Source organism: Novipirellula methanifontis (genome assembly GCF_052161655.1).
Taxonomy (GTDB): Bacteria; Planctomycetota; Planctomycetia; order Pirellulales; family Pirellulaceae; genus Novipirellula.
Genome location: NZ_CP197418.1, coordinates 3,412,114 through 3,430,808, shown reverse-complemented (window position 1 = coordinate 3,430,808; position 18,695 = coordinate 3,412,114). Strand labels below are relative to the sequence as shown.

At 53.9% G+C, this 18,695-nt stretch carries 12 protein-coding genes; 4 read left to right on the top strand and 8 right to left on the bottom strand.

Going from position 1 to position 18,695, the window contains the following annotated elements:
- Nucleotides 1-44: 44 nt before the first annotated feature.
- On the bottom strand, nt 45-803 hold the full coding sequence (locus SH528x_RS12245) for a metallophosphoesterase family protein (protein WP_442510806.1): 759 nt from the start codon (nt 801-803) through the stop codon (nt 45-47).
- A 371-nt stretch (nt 804-1,174) separates the two neighbouring features.
- Between SH528x_RS12245 and tsaB the strand changes: the two genes are divergently transcribed.
- Both tsaB and SH528x_RS12235 read left to right on the top strand, forming a co-directional pair.
- Nucleotides 1,175-1,921: a tRNA (adenosine(37)-N6)-threonylcarbamoyltransferase complex dimerization subunit type 1 TsaB gene (gene tsaB / locus SH528x_RS12240; protein ID WP_442510805.1), complete on the top strand. Its 747-nt coding sequence runs from the start codon at nt 1,175-1,177 to the stop codon at nt 1,919-1,921.
- Between the two features lie 126 nt (nt 1,922-2,047).
- Nucleotides 2,048-5,872 carry a HEAT repeat domain-containing protein gene (locus tag SH528x_RS12235; protein WP_442510804.1) on the top strand — a complete coding sequence of 1,275 codons (3,825 nt, stop codon included), beginning with the start codon at nt 2,048-2,050 and terminating at the stop codon, nt 5,870-5,872.
- A 248-nt stretch (nt 5,873-6,120) separates the two neighbouring features.
- On the opposite strand, the gene SH528x_RS12230 is transcribed toward SH528x_RS12235, so the two are convergent.
- From SH528x_RS12230 to SH528x_RS12215, 4 genes are all read right to left on the bottom strand, one after another.
- Nucleotides 6,121-7,455, bottom strand: a complete 1,335-nt coding sequence (locus SH528x_RS12230; RefSeq protein WP_442510803.1) for an agmatine deiminase family protein — start codon at nt 7,453-7,455, stop codon at nt 6,121-6,123.
- A gap of 287 nt (nt 7,456-7,742) precedes the next feature.
- Nucleotides 7,743-10,565 carry a YfbK domain-containing protein gene (locus SH528x_RS12225; protein WP_442510802.1) on the bottom strand — a complete coding sequence of 941 codons (2,823 nt, stop codon included), beginning with the start codon at nt 10,563-10,565 and terminating at the stop codon, nt 7,743-7,745.
- Between the two features lie 72 nt (nt 10,566-10,637).
- Nucleotides 10,638-11,153, bottom strand: a complete 516-nt coding sequence (locus SH528x_RS12220) for an RNA polymerase sigma factor (RefSeq protein ID WP_442510801.1) — start codon at nt 11,151-11,153, stop codon at nt 10,638-10,640.
- 137 nt (nt 11,154-11,290) lie between these two features.
- On the bottom strand, nt 11,291-12,616 hold the full coding sequence (locus tag SH528x_RS12215) for an N-succinylarginine dihydrolase (protein WP_442510800.1): 1,326 nt from the start codon (nt 12,614-12,616) through the stop codon (nt 11,291-11,293).
- A 580-nt stretch (nt 12,617-13,196) separates the two neighbouring features.
- On the opposite strand from SH528x_RS12215, the gene SH528x_RS12210 reads away from it, so the two are divergent.
- The gene (locus tag SH528x_RS12210) at nt 13,197-14,408 is read left to right on the top strand and encodes a DUF1559 family PulG-like putative transporter (RefSeq protein ID WP_442510799.1); all 1,212 of its coding nucleotides are present in this window, start codon (nt 13,197-13,199) and stop codon (nt 14,406-14,408) included.
- 239 nt (nt 14,409-14,647) lie between these two features.
- Nucleotides 14,648-14,815: a hypothetical protein gene (locus SH528x_RS12205; protein ID WP_442510798.1), complete on the top strand. Its 168-nt coding sequence runs from the start codon at nt 14,648-14,650 to the stop codon at nt 14,813-14,815.
- A gap of 1,386 nt (nt 14,816-16,201) precedes the next feature.
- Here the strand turns inward: SH528x_RS12205 and SH528x_RS12200 are convergent.
- From SH528x_RS12200 to SH528x_RS12190, 3 genes are all read right to left on the bottom strand, one after another.
- The gene (locus tag SH528x_RS12200; protein WP_442510797.1) at nt 16,202-16,549 is read right to left on the bottom strand and encodes a hypothetical protein; all 348 of its coding nucleotides are present in this window, start codon (nt 16,547-16,549) and stop codon (nt 16,202-16,204) included.
- A gap of 957 nt (nt 16,550-17,506) precedes the next feature.
- Entirely contained in the window at nt 17,507-18,262 is a 756-nt protein-coding gene (locus SH528x_RS12195) for a polysaccharide lyase (RefSeq protein ID WP_442510796.1), read from the bottom strand.
- 157 nt (nt 18,263-18,419) lie between these two features.
- Nucleotides 18,420-18,617: a hypothetical protein gene (locus SH528x_RS12190; RefSeq protein ID WP_442510795.1), complete on the bottom strand. Its 198-nt coding sequence runs from the start codon at nt 18,615-18,617 to the stop codon at nt 18,420-18,422.
- Nucleotides 18,618-18,695 lie beyond the last annotated feature (78 nt).

Sequence of the window (18,695 nt, the reverse complement as noted above, 5' to 3'; positions counted from 1 at the left end):
TAATCTTAACGCCAAATCCGTTCTCGCGTCACCTAGAACGCTCGCTATCGTCCGTGCTTGATTCGATCGCCCAAAGCATCGGACAATTCCGGGATCGCGTAAATCTTGTTCGCCGTCACGTTGAAATCATATTCGACGCGTCGATAGGTGACCGTTTTCGCATCGGTATCAAGAATTGCGTAGCAAGCTCGATTGTCTTCGTCACGCGGTTGACCGACGCTACCAACGTTAATCATCGCTTTATGCGTCCCTAAATGGTAGACGTAGTCGCATTCCGCTGGGGAAACAAACTCGCACTCGGTGGTAAACACACCAGGCAAATGGGTGTGTCCCATGAAGCAAACATGCTCAAGCTTTGCGAACAACATTTCCATTTTTCGCTGGTTGAAAATGTCTTCGGGAAAGACGTATTCGTTGGTGGGATCGCGAGGCGAACCATGAACAAAGCGATATTCGTCGCGGTCCAACTGACGAGGCAACTCACCAAGAAAGTCCCATCGAGTGTTGACCTGCTGAGCCGATCCTGGGCCATTGTCTAACTGGTCACGTGTCCAGTAAATCGCTTGAAGAGCCATCGGGTTGAAACCCTCGGGATCAAACAACGCGGCTTGGTCGTGGTTGCCCAAGATCGTGGCAAGACAACTCTTCATGACCAAGTCCAGGCATTCGCATGGATTCGGACCATAACCGATGATGTCGCCAAGACAAAAGATCTCATCGACACCAACCGTCTTAATGTCGGCCAACACTGCATTCAGTGCTTCAAGGTTGCCGTGAATGTCACTGATCAGCGCGCGTTTCACTAAAAGACTCGGAGGTGGAGAGCAATGGAACAGGGAAAACGGTTGACGGGGACGAAACGACGCGACTCTAAGATCTCAAAGCGGAGATGTTTTGATTCACCGTTTCGCACTCGCCCCTTTGTGCAAAACGTAACATGGGAATGCCAAGCCCGAAGTGTAGTTTAATGCGTTTTTTTTCGGCAATCCCAAGTATTTTGCTTCTGACAAGATTTCCTCGCTTCGAAGCAACCCCGTCCGGCATTATCAAGTCTACCGAATGAGTTACATTGTGGGGATCATAGGCAATGCAGCGGAATTGCAAGGATTTGCCTGCGGGCATTTCGCTGCCGTTATTTGCCCACGCTCCCCCGTTTCTGTAACACAAAACGATCATGACAGCCGGAATTTCTCGTGAATTGCCGATTCAATTGGCCATCGAAACCACGGGGCGGTCCGGTTCGGCTGTACTGATGAGCGGCGAAGATGTGCTGATGCAACGCCAAATAGGTGAGCAAATACGCACTGCTGCAGCGATCGGTCCGGTTCTCGACGAAATGTTGGCGTGGAGCCGGGCTGAAAAAAAAACGATTGATTTTGTCTCGGTTGCCGCCGGGCCAGGATCCTTTACTGGCCTTCGCATCGGCGTGACCGCGGCAAAGATGTTGAGTTATGCCCTGCAATTGCCGCTTGTCGCTGTCGATTCGCTTGCGTCGGTCGCGGCCGTGGTATTTTCCGAAACGCCCAATTTGGAAGTATTGCGGGTTGGTTTGGACGCCTATCGAGGACAAGTTTTCACCGGACAGTTTAGTCACGGCGAAATCCTGCCCGATTTGACCGCGATTCCCTCCACGTGGACTCCCTGCCCATCGTCGGTCGACATCGTCAGCGGAGACGTTTGGGCCGAATTGCTTACATCTGCGGATGAATCGCAAGTAAGTATCGCGGGCGATAGCAAACCCTTTGCAAAGTACGCCGCTCGCTTACAACCGCGTACCGCAGTCGATGCATTTGGCGTCGGTCTCGTCGCCCTTCGTGCCGCACGCCAATCGATGTTCACCGATCCATTCGCTTTGGTGCCTCGCTATCTAAGACCCAGTGCTGCCGAAGAGAAGGCCGCTGAAGAGAAAGCAGACGCGTAGGGAACCGGTTGACTCACTTTGGGGGGAAATTTTTCTCTATTGCTTTGTCTGCGAATCCTACCTAACCTCCAAAACGACCTGCATGGTCTGAACCCAACCGATCCCCTCCCGAGATAACGAATTGCCATGGAAGGCTACTCCAAATCGTTCGCGCGATCTTGTTCTTTACGGATTGCAACGACCCTATTTGTGGTGCTGGTATCCTCCAGCGCTGGTGCGACGCTATCGGCAGCGGAGGCTCAATGGATTTGGGCTGACAACACCACAATCGACACCCCCATCAAAGAGGGTGCAACGTGCTTGTTTCGCAAGCCCTTGAACCTGAAAGTCCCCGCCAAAGGACAGATCGAGATTGCAGCCGACGACGAGTACGAACTGTACGTCAACGGTCGCAAAATCGGCACCGGCCAATCGTCACGTCAAATCGACGAATACGACATCACCGATCACTTGGAAGTGGGCCGGAATATTGTCGCGATCCGCGTAGTGAATACTCACGGTGACAAAGCCGCCCTGGCAGCTCGCGTCTCCGTTTTGCCCGACGGCACTGACAAATGGTACACATTCAGCAGCGATCCTTCATGGCGAACTAGCACCGAAGAAGTTGCCACTTGGGAAACGGTCTTGCACAACGACCGACTTTGGGGAAGTGCATCATCGTTTGGTGAACTTGGCGATACCGTGCCATGGGACCAGGACGAAAATGTCAAAGTTGCCGAGCAGACCGATCAACGCGAACGTTTTCAGATTCAACGTGGCTTCGGCGTTCAACGCGTCCTCGATGACGAGCAAGTCGGCTCGGTCATCGCCATGACGTTCAACGAGTTTGGACACATCATCGTTTCTCAGGAAAACGGGCCACTGCTGCTTGTCTTTGATCGTGATGAAGACGGTGTTCCCGAGTTCGTGCGTACATATTGTGACAAAGTCAAATCATGCCAAGGAATCTTGGCACTCAATGGCGAAGTGTTTGTGACTGGCGATGGTCCCGACGGCCATGCGTTGTATCGATTGACCGATGCAGACCGTAACGGATCGCTAGAAAAAGTACGCGCCATTGTCAAATTTAAAGGTCCTGTCGGAGAGCACGGCGCCCACGGGTTGCAACTTGGCCCTGATGGAATGATTTATGTGACGCTGGGAAGCCACACGCATGCGATGGGCAAAACAGGTCCAGGCGAAACTTACAACGACAGCTACGAAGGCGACATCCTGCCACGCTATGAAGACCCCAGCGGTCATGCGGTAGGAGTCAAGGCACCAGGCGGAACGATCATTCGTACCAATATCGAAGGTTCGATCGTTGAACGCGTCGCTGGCGGCACTCGTAACGTCTACGACTTGGCCTTCCATTCCGCGGGCGGCATGTTCGTCCACGATTCGGATATGGAAGCTGACATCGGTACCGCTTGGTATCGTCCAACCGCGCTGTTTGATGTCACCGAGGGTGCCGAATTTGGATGGCGCACCGGATGGGCAAAGTGGCCAGAACACTTCGTGGACCGTCTGCCAAATTTGTTGGACACCGGTCGCGGAAGCCCGACTGGCGCGATCAGCTACGAACATTACATGTACCCGGTCCGCTACCAAAACACACTGTTCCTGGCGGATTGGTCCGAAGGCCGAATCTTGAACGTACGGCTCAAGAAACGCGGCTCCGGCTACATCGCCGATAGCGAAGTCTTTCTCAAAGGCCAACCGCTTAACGTCACCGACCTTGATGTTGGACCTGATGGCGGATTGTATTTCAGCACAGGTGGCCGAGGTACCTCCGGCGGTGTCTATCGTGTCGTTTACAAAGGCGAGATTCCTGAACGGATGAAGAACTTAGGCAGTGGAATTGCCGCCGCCGTACGCCAACCTCAAATCGGATCGGCTTGGGCACGTCAAGAAATTGCGTCGATCAAACGCGAACTCGGCAGCGAATGGGGACAACTTGTTGCCGGCGTTGCCTACAGCGATGACAACCCGCCGCACTATCGCGTGCGTGCACTCGATCTGATGGAATTGTTCGGACCGGTTCCTAACGAAGAATTGATCATGGAACTGAGTCGTTCGCCCAACGAAGCCGTGCGTGCACGTGCTGCCGCCGTAATGGGAATGCATCCAAGTTCCAAAACAGGACCGCGGCTGAGCGAAATGCTTAGCGATCAAGATCCACACGTTCAACGAGCGGTTTGCGAGGCAATGCTGCGTAGCGGCAAGATGCCCGAAACGGTTGACCCGATTTTCGAACTACTCGCTTCCGATGATCGCACATTGGCCTTCACCGCACGTCGGGTGCTCGAACGTACGCACCTGAACCTGTGGCGTGACGAAGTGCTCAAAAGCGACGACACGCGTATTTCGGTGTTAGGTATGTTGGCATTGATCAATGCGGACCCAACCGAAGCAAACGCAATCGAGGTGTTGGCGCGGATTAGCGAAATGATGACAGGCTTTTTAAGTGACGCCGATTTCGCGGATGCACTGCGTCTCGCCGAAGTCGCATTGCATCGTGGTAAAGTGCCACCATCGAAGGTGACTGCGTTCCGAGATCAAATTGCCGAAGAATTCCCTGCTGGCGACAATCGCATGAATCATTCGCTGATTCGGCTGGCGGCCTATCTCAATGCAGAACAAGTGGCTGATCGTGCCCTGACCTTCATCGAATCCGATGCACCGAGCGAAGACCGCTCGCTGGTCGCAATGTGTTTGCAGTTTTTGTCGAAGGAATGGGACGCCGAGCAACGCTTCCGAATTTTGAAGTTCTACGAGAACGCAGCGGGTCAATCGACTGCCGGATCGTTGTCGATGTACTTGGCGAACGTCACCAGAGATTTCGCTCAATCGCTTTCGGACGACGATGTGGAAGCGATTTTGGACCAAGGCAGCGTGTGGCGAAATGCCGCCCTGGCTGCAATCTTCAAGTTGCCGCGGCCAATTGACAAAGAAACCGCAGCCAAGTTAATCGAACTTGATCGAAAACTGGTCGAAGAACCTCAACACGGAGATGTCGAGCGACGATTACGCACGGGCATCACCGCAATGTTGGCCACCTGCAAAGACAAGAGTGCGGGTGACTATCTGCGAGCAGTTTGGCGTAGCGAACCCGACCGACGCAGCCTTGTTGCGATGGCACTTGCACAAGATCCCGAGGGCGAGAACTGGGATTATTTGGTCCGCAGTTTGAACATTCTCGACGATCAAACATCGGGCGACGTGCTGTCGGCACTCAAGTCGGTTGCGATTGCCACGGATGATCCAATGGCAATTCGCCAACTGATCTTGCTCGGCGTTCGTGCTCAAGAAAATGAGCAAGGTTTCGAAGGTGTTGAGCAGTTGCTTGAACATTGGACCGGGATGCAACGTCCCGAAGGTGCGAAGATGTCGATGGCACCTTGGCAAAAATGGTTTGCGAAAACCTATCCGGATCGTCCTGAAGCCGTGTTGCCAAACGCTGACGATTCACGCTGGGACCTCGATCAGCTAATCACTTATTTGGAAAGCGATACAGGCCGTTACGGTGATTCGAATCACGGTCGCGAAATGTTTGTGAAGAGCCGATGTGATCAATGTCATCGTCAAGGTCAGACTGGTAAAGCAATCGGCCCCGATTTGACTTCGATTGCTCGACGATTTACCAAGCGAGAAATCTTGGAATCGATCCTGTATCCCGCTCACATCGTGAGCGACCAATACGCCAGCAAAAAAGTGTTGACATTGGACGGCAAGGTCCTTGTCGGATTGGTGACCACGCAGAGCGACGGCACATTGTTGGTGCGTGACAGCAACAATCGAATCGCCAGTGTCGAAGAGTCTCAAGTGGATCAAATTCTGCCGAGCACAAGCAGCGTGATGCCGAGCGGATTGCTGGACGAATTGAGTCTGAAAGAAATTGGTGACTTGATGAGTTACATGGGAGTCATCCCCGAACTCGAAGTCGCCAGCAAAGAAGACAATCTTCGCTAACAGGTTTGGACGACATCTATCGCGGTAGCGAAACTCGCCAAGAGTTTCGCTACCTGGCTGTGAATTTATTAAAGTCGCCTTTCGCTCCGCGAAAGTACGCTCAGAAAACGCAACTTTCGCGGAGCGAAAGGCGACTTTCAGAATCAATCGATCGACTTGCTCAATCGCCGAAAGTCACTTTCGGCGATTGCTATGCGCGAACCAGGGAAATCAGCAACGTGCTAGGACGTTTTTGGCGTATCCGTTCGTTAATTCTGCTGTGATTGGATGACGCGACGTCGATACTGATCCGCTTTGGCAAAGTCGATCACGTTATCAGGAACGGGAGCAAAGGCGGGCAAATTCATCGACAAACAGTGCAATTCGCCCTGCAATTCCTTCAAACTGCTCATGTCGACTGTCTTGATTGCGTGCTTCGGAAGCAGCCGGGCATAGGTGGCTTGTGCTGCAGCGACCATCTCGGGTGGATCGCTGTCAAAGGTCGGGATCAACACTAAGTCGTTCGCCAGAATGACGTTCGTGTACGCGCTCCACGACGTTCCTTGCCGTGGCGGAATGTCAACTCGAATCACCTGCATCGGCCGTTCTTCCACAACCACGCGTTCTAGCCTCGCGGCGTTTCGTTCCAGGATCGCAGCGTTGATGGGATCAAATCGAGGATCCACGCGTGCGACCACCACTTGGTCGGGCGCCAAAAATGTGGCGAACATGTCGACATGCCCCGTCGCTTCGTTTTGCAACGACTCGAGCACGATCAATTCCGTCAAATTGCAATGTTTCGTGAACTCGTCGATCACCATTTTGCGGCGTTCCACCTCGGGGTCTAATCCGGGCCAAGGTTTGGGGAACGAGATTCGATTGTCTTCAAAGATGCGATGCGTGGTCAATGCGACGCGTCGGCCATTGCTTAGCAAGTTGCCGCCTTGGATCGTCCACGGCACCGAAACCAATTTTGATCCGGTGCGATTGGCCCATACGATCGGCAACGCATCGTCTTTGGGACGTGAGCCTTCGTAAAAGAAGTCGATTGCTTCGGTGCCCTGTTCTGCTTCGGCCAACAACGGGCCAAAGTCTCGCATCCAAATCGTGTCGAGATCGATTTCGCAAAAATAGACGTGGCCCGTCGCAACATTCCCACTGGCAATCCAATCGACCGCTTCGACAAGTTGCTCGGGGTGATTACACAGTATCAATAGGTTTGTGTGACCCGCGGTTTTTTCGACAATCTGTTGCAGGGTCGCTGCGTGATGGGCTTGCCAATCGCTAACGCTAAGCACGAGAGCTCGCTGAGATTCAAATTCACCCGGCAGCCGTGGAAAGGGGCGATTCAAATTTGCTTTGCCCGCTTCGGCTGCGATTTTGTCGATCGTCGTTGGTTGGGGAACCGCTGGCTGGAAACGATCGGGTTGTGACGAGAGCGGTCGTGTCTGCGTCGTTGCATTTCCGGGCTGAAAGTAGTGCGATGGGTAATACCGTTGGGCAACCCCGTGGCTGGCGTCCGCGCCCCATCCCATCGCAATTAGTAGCCCAACCGTGAATCGTTTGCACTGTAACGAGTAATTGACCATCAAACTGGAAGCCATTTCAGTGACACTGCCCCCACAGCGAGTGGGTGCCAGTGTTTGAAATTGTAGTTGCCGTTACCGCGGCGGCTATCGGGCAAGATCAAAGAAAACTGGAAATTGATCTGTCCCGATGCTCTGGCTCAGGAACGTCGGAAAAACCATGACTTAGCGGAACGCGTCAAGAGTTTCGACCTGGGGCGTGATGCGAGAAAGTCTTGACAACTTCCGCTACCAGTGAGGACCGTCACTTAATGTTCCGACGGTCCTTAACGGCCGGAATGGCCGTATCACCGGGCCGTGCCGCTTTATTCTTGGCCCATCAATCGGCTGGCCTGTTGGGCGAGCTGAATGAATTCGGCCCTCAGTTTGAAGCGGTCTTCGCCCTTACTGGCTTGGGCGACACGGATCACGTCGCTGAGCGTCCAGTTTCCTTTGTACTCGCTGCGACGAAGCTGCATCCCAAAGCCGGCGACTGCGGCGGCAAATTGGGTTTCCTTGTCGGCTTTGTCAAAACCGTTGCCCTCGTCCGCGACCGGAAACTCGACCAAGGTGCTGGTGTCGCCGTCAGGCTGCTTGTAACGTAATTTGATCGTCAACATCTCGTCGTTTTGAGCTGCCTTGCTGGGCTTTACCTTAGCTTGGTACTTCAAGTCGTCGACCTTGGGCTTGGCCGCATCCGGTTCGGAGCCGGCCGGAACGATTTCGTACAGTGCGGTGACGCTATGCCCCGCCCCAATCTCGCCCGCATCCTTTTTGTCGTCATTGAAATCTTCTTTGGCCAGCACTCGGTTCTCGTAGCCGATCAAGCGATACGAGTCGACTTGCGTTGGATTGAATTCGACTTGCAACTTGACGTCTTTGGCAATCGTCACTAGCGTGCTGTTGGTTTGGTCAACCAACACCTTGCGAGCTTCCTTTTCATTGTCGATGAAGGCATAGTTGCCATTGCCTCGGCCGCTGATTTGCTCGAGCATCGAATCGTTATGGTTGCCCATTCCAAAACCAAGCACCGAAAGAAAGACGCCTCCTTTGGCTTCCTTTTCCACCATGCGAACCAACGCGTCGGTGCCGGTCGTGCCAACGTTGAAATCACCATCGGTACACAGGATCACGCGGTTGACGCCGTCTTGGATGAAATGGTCGCGAGCGACTTGGTAGGCCAAAGCGATTCCTGCACCGCCATTGGTGCTGCCACCGGCGGAGAGCTGCGTCAGAGCTTTGCGAACTTTCTTGCCGTTTTTTACTTTGGTTGAATCGAGTACCAATCCGGCGGAACCGGCGTAGACTGCGATCGCCACCCGGTCGTTCTCGTTCAATTGCTCGAGCAACATTTTCATGCCGTCTTGGACAAGCGGCAATTTGTTGGCTTGGTTCATCGAGCCGCTGGTGTCCAGCAGGAACACCAAGTTGCAGCGAGGACGCTCGGATTGCCCAATCACTTTTCCTTTTAACGCGATCCGTGCGAGACGATGATCCTGGTTCCACGGGCACTCGGTCACGACGGCGTGAGCGGCGAAGGGATGTTCCACGTCGCCGGCAGGCGGTTCGTAGTTGTAATCAAAGTAGTTGATCATCTCTTCGATCCGGACTGCGTCAGGCCGAGGCAGCCGGTTTGAACGAACAAGGAAGTCACGCACTTTGCTGTAGCTGGCCGTATCGACATCGACCGAAAACGTGCTTAGCGGATGCTCGGAAACACGCCGAAACGGGTTGTCCTCGATCACGTCAAACTGGTCTCCCGGGGTTCCAGGGCCAGCGCCTTCGGGGTTACGGACCTCTTCGTCAAGCAGCTTGAGGGCTTTTGGCAAACCAGGAATGGGCCTTTCACGCGTTGATCTGCTCTCGGACGAATGAAGAGTCGTTGTATCGCTAGGCAGCCCATAACCTCCTGCCCCTGCCGTGATCGCCTCGCTGCGACTGGCAGATTGAGATTCGCGGCTGCTCGGTGAAGGCCTCTCAGACATGCCCATCTCCATTCCCTTACTATCCATCCCGATACCCCTACCGCTGCTTCTACTCCTATTCAAAGAATCGCTAAGCTCATTCTGCGATCCGCCCATCGCCATTCCGTTTGGGGCAAATTCCGTTTGTGCGACCTCCGCTTCCGCAAAGGGATCCGGGTTAGCGGCTCCAAAGGGATCCATGCCGGCCGGAGCCGCAGGAGCATCCGGCGCAACCGACTGCAATTTGCTTGCTTCGGACTTCTTCGCAGAATCCGAGTCCTTTGCTTCTTCGGCTGCATCGGATCGACGCGTCATCATGCTACGCCGAGATTTTTCTAACCCCTCCGGCTTAGACTCCAACGCCGTTCGCAATTCGCCTGGGGATTGTGATGATTCAGTTGTCGGTGCCGACATGCTTAGTGCTCCAGATGCTCCGGCCTGCCCCGCCCCATCACTCCCTTGGTCCGCAGTCGATTCGTTCAGCACCGATCGAAGCGCGACTTGTGGCGGAGTGGCGTCAATATCAAGTTTTGCTTTTGCACGGCCGAGAGACTGACCGGATCCCGAACTATCCGACATCGGTGCTCCTGACATTGGGGCCGCTGACATCGGGGACACCGTTGACGCGGCAGGCTCCGCAACAGCAAATCCGCTTGCGTCGGCCACATCATCGGGCGTCAACTCTCCCATGCCGCCCAGCGAATCTGCCGATAGCTCCACGATCTCCTCGTCTTCCTCTTGCCCACTCGTCGCCATTCGCATGTATTCTTCTTGGCTGAGTGTCGGTTCCTCTTGTGGGTCGATCGCGGCGTCTCCGTTCATCGCGATTTTGGGAGACATACTGGCTGGGATCGCGATCGCACAAATGATCAACACGATCGCCGCAGTTACGACCAACTCAACGGTTCCGAGCTGGTACCACGCTCGGTTCGGTTTGGTCGTGACAAACGTTTGATTGTTTTCGCCGGCGATGATCTTGTCGCGACGATTGGCGTCCAGCGGCGGCGTCGACTCGGATGCGAACAACGCGTCCAGCTTGCTCGTCACGCCGCGAGCCTCTTCGACTGCCGCAGCCAGCTCGGCAGAGGACTGCATTTCGCTTTCGAAAGCCGCTCGTTCATCCGTCGGCAGCTCGTCAAGCACGTAAGCGGTGATCCGAGGATCATTCCAGATAGATTCAGACATATTAGCACTCAGTTTTTTGTGTTTGGATCGGTAGCATTGCGAAAAAAGGTGTCGGACACCTTTTTGGGGCATTTAGCTCATCGCCAGCGAGTTGCGGAGGTTGCGAACCGCTTCGTGCAGATGGAAGCCAACGTTGCTGACCGTCAATCCGGTCACCTCGGCGATCTCGCGGTAACTCAATCCCGCCTGCATCCGCAAACGCAATACTTCCTGTTGTCGCGGTGACAATTGATCCACCATTTCGGTTAATCGGTCGCGAGCTTCCTCGTCGCTGGCTACCTCGGAAACATCCGGTGCAGGGTCAGCGAGGGAAATCTTTGACGCGTCAATCGGTGTCGAGTGTTTTGTTCTTTGCATGTCAATGACTCGGCTACGGCAAACGGAAAACAGCCAAGCTGCGACGCGACTTTCAATCTTTTTACGGTCTTCGCGGCACAACCGCAGAAACGTTTCCTGCACCGCGTCCTGAGCCTCTTGCCAATCGCCACCAAGCATCCGCAACGCGTACGCCAACAGCGGTCGCTCAAATCGATCCACCAATGCACTGATGGTTTCGGCGGGCCACTGATTTGGGGAGTGATCCGGCATGATGATGGAAATAGGATGAGGAGAAAGACGTGGGTTTCATCAGCGACAACGAAACCAAGAAAAGATTGTTAGGGAAGTTCCAAGGAAAATGTCAAACTTCCACCAAGACGACCGCAGTGCCGTCGGCGCAAGTCGTGCTATTGAAATAGTTTAGCAATTTCCGCGTGGGCTTGCCGCGATTTAGAAATCAATTCGGCCGAAGCCAAATCCGCGAGCGAAACCGCCGTGGGATAGAAGTCGCGAATCGTCTGTCGCAGCCGATCGTCAAGTTCCTCGGTCCAGCGATGACGCGAGTTGCACTGTTTCAACTCCGTCGGCGTCAGCGGGATTCGCAGCCGTAAACACGCCGGCCCACCGCCACCAGCCATACTTTGATTCAGGTCGACGAAACGCACTTCGCTGAACAGTTTTGATTCGCCGATCCCGGATTGTCCAATCCACGAATGAACAAGACCGCGAGCCTGAGGGTGCTGTTCCACTTGCGAGGGACAGATCAGTACCGGCGTCACCGATTTCTCGTCGTCGGCGTGGGGACTGATCAACTGGCTGTTGAACAGATACGTGCTGACCGAATCGGCAAGCGACAGTTCGCCTTCGCTTACCACGATGCGTCGAAGTGGACGGCGGAACAGATGTTCGTAACGATTGGCCATCTGCTGGATCACCCCGTCCGGATCATAAAACGCTCGCTCATGATGAATTAGCAAATCGTGATGACTGGCCGCAACAACGTCGTTATGAAACGCTCCCGCATCAATCGCATCAGGATGCTGTTTCACAAAAAAGGTGTTTTCCGGATCGAGCCCCTGGCCGATTGCAATCGCTCGCGACGCGAGCAACGATTGGCGAGGCCAGAATTGGTTCGGTTCGGGATCGCCGTCTCCGTAGACGAATAAGTGAATTCCGGGTTGGTTCTGGTCACTGCCAAATCGCATGTGGTTGGCAGCGCCCTCGTCCCGCATGGCGGCTCCCCCCGGAAGCGGCAGCAACACGTTCGCCTGGGGGAAGAGGTTACGAATTTCTTGCCACGTAGCATCCGCCTCAATCGCTCGATGCAAACTTGCGTCAAGGTTCGCCACCGTCATCGATGGAAATCCAAAACGGTTGTCGACCGCGGGCGAGACCGTGGCGGCGTTTGCCGTCCACATGGCGGAACAGCTCATTGCAGCCGAAAGGACGCTCGGCGTTTGTCTGGCGACTTGGCCGAGTGCTTCACCATCGTCGATTTGAAAACCGACTTGCCTCAAAAAGGGGATATCAGGCCGAACCTGTGGCGGAAGGATGAATTGGGGCACGCCATAGCCAGCGATCAGCCGCATCTTATCCAGCCCCTGGATCGCCGCGTTTGCGGGATTAGAAACGTTGCCCGCGTGCGACTGCGAAGCAACATTGCCTACCCCGAGCCCCCCAAAATGATGAGTGGGTCCGACAAGACGATCGACTTGAGCTTCGATTAGTTTCAACGGAGTCACCTAGGCGGGTTCAGAAAAGTCGGGTGATATTTCACATGTACAGCCAGCAGTGTCCGAGGAAGGATCGAGCGGCAATTAGCTGAGCGTAGGGCCGCTCCCTACCGGCCGATTCCATCGAGCCGTCAAGGACGTCCGGTGGGAACCGGCCCCACCTGAAACGTGACATTCATTTTCCGCTCGGTCCTAAATCGCCCTGCTTTGCGTCAGTCGGTCATATCGTAGGCGATATTGGGGCTACTAATGATTGTCGCATATCCGATCCTGGCGGTCTATTCACCAGGAAATCATCTAAGTGATACTCCCCTTCTCCTTTACTTCGCCCCTCGATATTTTCTCGTGGCAAGACAACCGCTCTACCAAATTCTGATGTGCAAGTGTTCGCACTGAGGCTCTGTCGAATCCTCTGCCAAATCTTTGTAGAAAACGAAAAGTTTCTCAAAACATTTGTACAGGCGAGGAGTTTACTAGTGGAGACGGTGACAGAATCAATGGGTGACTCAGAAAAACATCACTTGGTAACGTCTAAAAAACATGCTTTTCAACTTTCCACATTCTTTCTTCAGGTATGCGAATGACCCATCGTGATTCAGGACGTAGTGGCTTCACACTCGTCGAACTCCTCGTCGTTATCGCCATTATTGGCGTCCTTGTTGGACTCCTGTTGCCGGCAGTCCAGGCAGCACGTGAAGCCGCTCGCCGGATGAGCTGTAGCAACAACTTCAAGCAACTTGGCTTGGCTGTCCACAACTATCACTCTGCGTATGACAAGCTGCCGATCCACGGCGGAGGAACGCAAGCAGCACTCGGCAATAACGACTGGGACAATGTCGATACAACCAACAATTACCGACAATCGATTCTGGTTGGATTGACACCTTTCATGGAACAGCAGGCGATTTGGGAACAAATCAGCAACCCGCTGGTCAACAGCGCCGGTACGCCTGCCATTTGGCCAGCCATGGGACCGACACCTGATCGGCTCGCGTATACCCCGTGGGCGACTGAGCTTCCATCCTTGCGATGTCCGAGCGACCCTGGAACGGGACTTCCAGCCCTAGGACGCACCAACTATGGCGCATGCTTAGGTGATTCCGCGGTCAACAGCCGTGACAGTTATCTCAATATCACGACCCTCGCAAGCGGCGCGACTTATCCGTACTCCGGGACGACTGGAACCGCATCCATGGCTAACGCTGCGTATCGAGGTGCGTTTATGCCTGGTCGCCAAACCGGATTTAGAGACATTTTGGATGGTTTGGCCAACACGATCATTATGGGTGAATTGGCGACCGATCTCGGCGATAAAGACGCTCGCACATCGTTGCCCACCAATGATCCCTATGGTGCTCCTGCGGAAAAAAACCAATGCCGGCTAAATCCCTCGTACGGGCAAGATCAAGTCGATCCCGCTCGCCCTCAGTTCTGGCCAGCCGCTGCGACCGTGAACGCCAACTTCGGACGAGGATACCGCTGGGCCGATCGAATGCCAGTCTACTCAGCTGTCTTCACCGTCTTGGCGCCCAACAAGGCACTGTGCTCCGAGAAAGACGATCGACGCGATGCAGTAGCACCTCCTTCGAGTCGCCATCAAGGTGGTTGCCATGTCTTGATGGGCGACGGAGCGGTCAAATTCATCACTGAATCGATTGATGCCGGGACCTCAACAACTCCAGAGCCTGACACCCGAGCAGGTTCCCCAGCGGTAGGCCTGCAAAGCCAATATGGCGTGTGGGGCGCACTGGGAACACGAGCTTCCAAAGAAACGGTTGACCTCAGCTTCTAGTAAAGCGTTGATGAGACCGAAAACATAAAGCCTCTGTCTTAAGCGATAAGACAGAGGCTTTTTTGGAAGCTGTCTGAGTTAAACTTGGCCAGCTTCTACCTTCCTTGCGACTCAATCGTTGACACACAGATAACGCATTGCCAAGTGAGTCGCGATTTTAAAAGTTTTGTTGTCACTCAAACGGTTCGAGTCTTCCTGGGCTCGAGTAAAAATCATATTTGTTTCGAAAGGCTATCTGAATGATGCGATCCCTATTGTTGTTGAGTTGTTTGTTTCTCGTGTTCTCACTTGGTTGTAGCGAGAAAGAAGCAGCCCCTGTGTCCACCGGACTCGACCAAACTACGATTGACGCGTATCAAGCTCAATCGCAAGGTGAAGGCTACGAGAACTACGTCGAGCCGAAATAGTTATCAGAACCGCCGTTTGCCTTGTTGCTAGGCGTCGCTAACGAATGTTGAGATTCTTGGAATTTCGTCTGATTCGCGGCAAATCCAGTAAACCAACAATGCAAACTAGCCTTGAGAGCGGCGGCAGCATGTAGCCTCACGCGGAAGTTTAGAAGTTGCTGTTTTTGTGCCGGAGGCACTTTCTGGGATAGCCTTGGACTTTAGTCCAAGGTTTCGGTTCTGAAACTGGCACCAAGTCGCGGAGCGACGTTCTGTGGCGAACGATCAAGTCACAAAACGTCCCGCTGGGACTCGATTGTTATTGGTGAAAAGCCCTCGGACTAAAGTCCGAGGCTATCGAAATTTGTCGCTCCGCGACAGCAAATAGCGCAACTTCAAAACGCGGAAGCTTGGGGTTTCGGACACGTCGCTACCATATTAGCGGCGTTAGCAGCGGCAGCGATGGATGCCAATGTTGAGTGAGAGACGAGAAGGGGCGTAGCCCGACGCATTAGAATCCGCACGTTCCTGTATCCCAGCAACACCGGCAAAGAGCTTGGTAGAAAAATGGAGGTAGGAAGATAGGGCACTCAACGAACCGTCTTTCAAATCGTTCTGTCGCAACAATCTTTCTGTCTTGCATCCGCGATCTCCTGGCACCTGCGAACACAACGTATCAATCTGCACCGGGAGCACCGGCCGGCACAATCGCCTTCCCTCTGCCGAAATAACACCAAGTCACCACATCAAACGACTTGCCAAAGCGTCTCGGTGTTCCTCTCGAGCAAGCAATTCCCAACTCCCAACTCACTCACGGCTTCCTGATACCGTCGTCTTTAAATCGTTCATCTTGGATGTGCGTGTTTCCGGGAAGTTTTATTCGATTCAAATCGACAACGTCCCCATCAACGACAAGCACGATGACAGTCGTGGTATTAGTATCCCGCGAGGGAATTGGGGACGAATTGATGACGACACCTGCTTTTACTGCCCCATAGGAAGTTCGAACAAGAGTGATGGGATACTCAGGGCTCCTGACTTTCAGCAACGCAGACCAAGACGATTCGAAATCCTGTCGCTTTGTGAAAGGGATCTCATAGGAAAAGTAGCCAGCGAGCGGACCTTCCAAAGTACGAGATTTCTCCCTGAGCGAATCCAATTGCGTTGGCCACGTTTTGGGCCACGACCCTCTGTCTTCAATCGACACATCCCCGCTCGCCTGTCGCACCGCGCAGACCACCATGATCATTACCAGAATGCCTGTAAATCGATTCATGACAAATTGCTCCAAACAGTGGTGATTCGTTGTGGTTTGTCGCGCTGCCCCGTCGCAGGTTCTTGGATTCACGGCATAACGACCGCCGTTGCGTGTTTTGTTCCCCACGGTCGAACTCGAATGTAGAGATGCTACTCAATGACGCCCGATACAAACGCCGCTACGGAACCTATTGCGACAAGCCACAAAAAGGCAATGAGACAGATTGCAGTATTCAGCGATCCAGTGCGGTTGCACAACGAGTTTGGGTACAAACACAGATAGCCAGTCATGTAAGTTGCGGGACCGATGCCCAACGTGATCCCCGCGAAACGGGATGGAAAATACTGAGGGACTACGAACAAGATGCCACACGCGATGATCGCAATCATCATCAGGAATGCAGCTTTGTAATGCCGCCGATTCCACTCCAACTGGTTGCGGCTCTGCTGGTGTGATACTTCGATCGGGTCGTTCGAATGCTCTGTGGATATGTTCATGCCAATCCCTCGAAAACCGGAACGATGCAGTACAGGGTTTGCTTTCAGTCGGATAGCGTTTGTGTTCAGCTGGGCCGCGTGAGAGATTTACCGCTTCAAAAACGCCAGCTCGCGTACTTCGGGCGAGTTGACCGAGGTCTCTTTAGATTAGATTAAGGTTTGCATTCACGGTTTACCACGGTTTTCTTCCTTGCGGTGTCACAATATTTGATCCTTGTTCAATTTAACACGGATCAATGTATCACCGAATTGCTCCGAACCGCCAACCGCATTGCCAGCGGGCGATGTTAACGCATCCGGTTCTTAAGCCGACACTTCTCACCTGGCATCAGGCCGCACTCCCCAATCGCGATCAAGTCCGCACCACGAGCATTGAGATTCGTGGAAATTCGCTTGATTCGTGGCGCAATACCGCACCTAAACGTTTGCACGCGAATCACGCTAATGGGCGTGAATGAGCGATGCAACCTAACCGCGGAAGCGGCGATAGCGATCGACGCCAATGTTGAATGAGAGACGAGAAGGGGCGTAGCCCGACGCATTAGAAACGGCACGTTCCTATATCCCAATTCTCCGGCCACACCAGCAAAAAAGTTGGTAGGAAAATAGAGGTAGGAAGATAAGGCACCCAACGCCCCGTCTTTCAAATCGTTCTGTCGCAACAATCTTTCTGTCCTGCATACGCTATCTTCTGGCACTTGCGGACGCGCCTCGGTGTTTCTCTCGAGCAAGCAACTCCCAACTCTCCCTCTGCTCCCACCGCTAGCAGGTACCCAAGCAATCCTTCGCACCCGCTCGTCTATCAGACCTTGCCAGTCCGCACGAGCATCGCTTAGTTAGTCGATTCGGCCATTGGTCACTTGGCCTGGATGGCAGAACACCTCGGTGCGGCGATAATGAGCGGCAAGGGACAAAAGAGGCAAACCCAATCAGCGGCGGGTTTTGGGAGGGAGAGCACTACGGATTTTGCGGCACGCGGGTGCCGGGTGGAGCCACCACGTCATAGCTGCCGTTCGGACCGGCCACCCGGTATTCATCGAAATAGACGATATTCTGTGGCACCTCATCGACGCTATGATACTGGCCGAACTTTGCATACGGTCCGAGTGCTTCAGGATATTGTGTGATAATGCCAGACTCATTCACGACTTCGATTCCGTCCTTCCAGATCGTCCAAAACCCCTTGGCCTCTGCAGACCAGCGCGCATGCACCACCCAGTCTGTCCATCGCCCCTTCTCGAAAGGAAGCTTTGCCAAAGTGCGGCGTTTTTCTGTCGCATCGCTGGTGATCTTCCACTCGCCACTTTGCACGCGGATCGCAAGCACGGGACTTGGGCCACCTTGCTGGGTGTGCCATTGAAAAATCACCGCATCCGTCTTGGTGGGCGCGGCGAAGTCGCCGGGGATGAACACACTCAAACCATACCAGTAATCCTTTTCCATTTCGATCTTCGTCCGTCTCCGGTCATCGGTGAATTCCGCCCGCTGACCACGATGAACTTTGGGATCGCTGGCACGAAGCAGTGTTCGGACCGCATATTTCCCCGCCCGCACCGGTGAAGTCACAACGCTCAACGAGTCGCCTTGCGCTTGCTGAGTGCCAAGTTGCGAGAGATCGTTTGTCTCGAAATCCGCGACCGTGAGCAAGCTGGTCTGAGCGTATGCTGAAGCCTCGACTGCAATGAGGCAAAGTGTAAACAGGACGAGCTTCATGTTGATCTGCCTAATTCGATTCGGGCTTTTTGGATAGTTTCATTCGCCTAATAAAGCGAATTGGCCGTCGGCGACGAATGACATTGCGATTGCCAAACCAACCTGACTCCGCCGGTCAGCCACATTCGATGGAGATCCGCCTTCACGAGAGTTGGGGTTAGCCGATTACGATAGATTCATTCCGATCAGGGTCTTCAATGATATCGGGGTGAACCAAACAGTCAACGAATTTGTCGTGAATGATTCGCCGCATGAAGATAACGAGACGCCACCAGTCAGGATCAGCGAACAAACGGAATCCGTCGGCTGCAAAATCAAAGTCAATGCCACCTTGCCCGTCGTTGAGGGACGACATCGACGCCAATGCCGTAGGTTGGGTAGGTCCAGCCGGTGCCGGGTAATTCACGCCGTCCCCGATGTTCGGTTAGCAGTA

Coding starts and splice junctions, on each gene's coding strand:
- tsaB (WP_442510805.1), top strand. CDS start 1,175: ATGACAGCCGGAATTTCTCGTGAATTGCCGATTCAATTGGCCATCGAA.
- SH528x_RS12235 (WP_442510804.1), top strand. CDS start 2,048: ATGGAAGGCTACTCCAAATCGTTCGCGCGATCTTGTTCTTTACGGATT.
- SH528x_RS12230 (WP_442510803.1), bottom strand. CDS start 7,455: ATGGCTTCCAGTTTGATGGTCAATTACTCGTTACAGTGCAAACGATTC.
- SH528x_RS12225 (WP_442510802.1), bottom strand. CDS start 10,565: ATGTCTGAATCTATCTGGAATGATCCTCGGATCACCGCTTACGTGCTT.
- SH528x_RS12220 (WP_442510801.1), bottom strand. CDS start 11,153: ATGCCGGATCACTCCCCAAATCAGTGGCCCGCCGAAACCATCAGTGCA.
- SH528x_RS12210 (WP_442510799.1), top strand. CDS start 13,197: ATGACCCATCGTGATTCAGGACGTAGTGGCTTCACACTCGTCGAACTC.
- SH528x_RS12205 (WP_442510798.1), top strand. CDS start 14,648: ATGATGCGATCCCTATTGTTGTTGAGTTGTTTGTTTCTCGTGTTCTCA.
- SH528x_RS12200 (WP_442510797.1), bottom strand. CDS start 16,549: ATGAACATATCCACAGAGCATTCGAACGACCCGATCGAAGTATCACAC.
- SH528x_RS12195 (WP_442510796.1), bottom strand. CDS start 18,262: ATGAAGCTCGTCCTGTTTACACTTTGCCTCATTGCAGTCGAGGCTTCA.
- SH528x_RS12190 (WP_442510795.1), bottom strand. CDS start 18,617: ATGTCGTCCCTCAACGACGGGCAAGGTGGCATTGACTTTGATTTTGCA.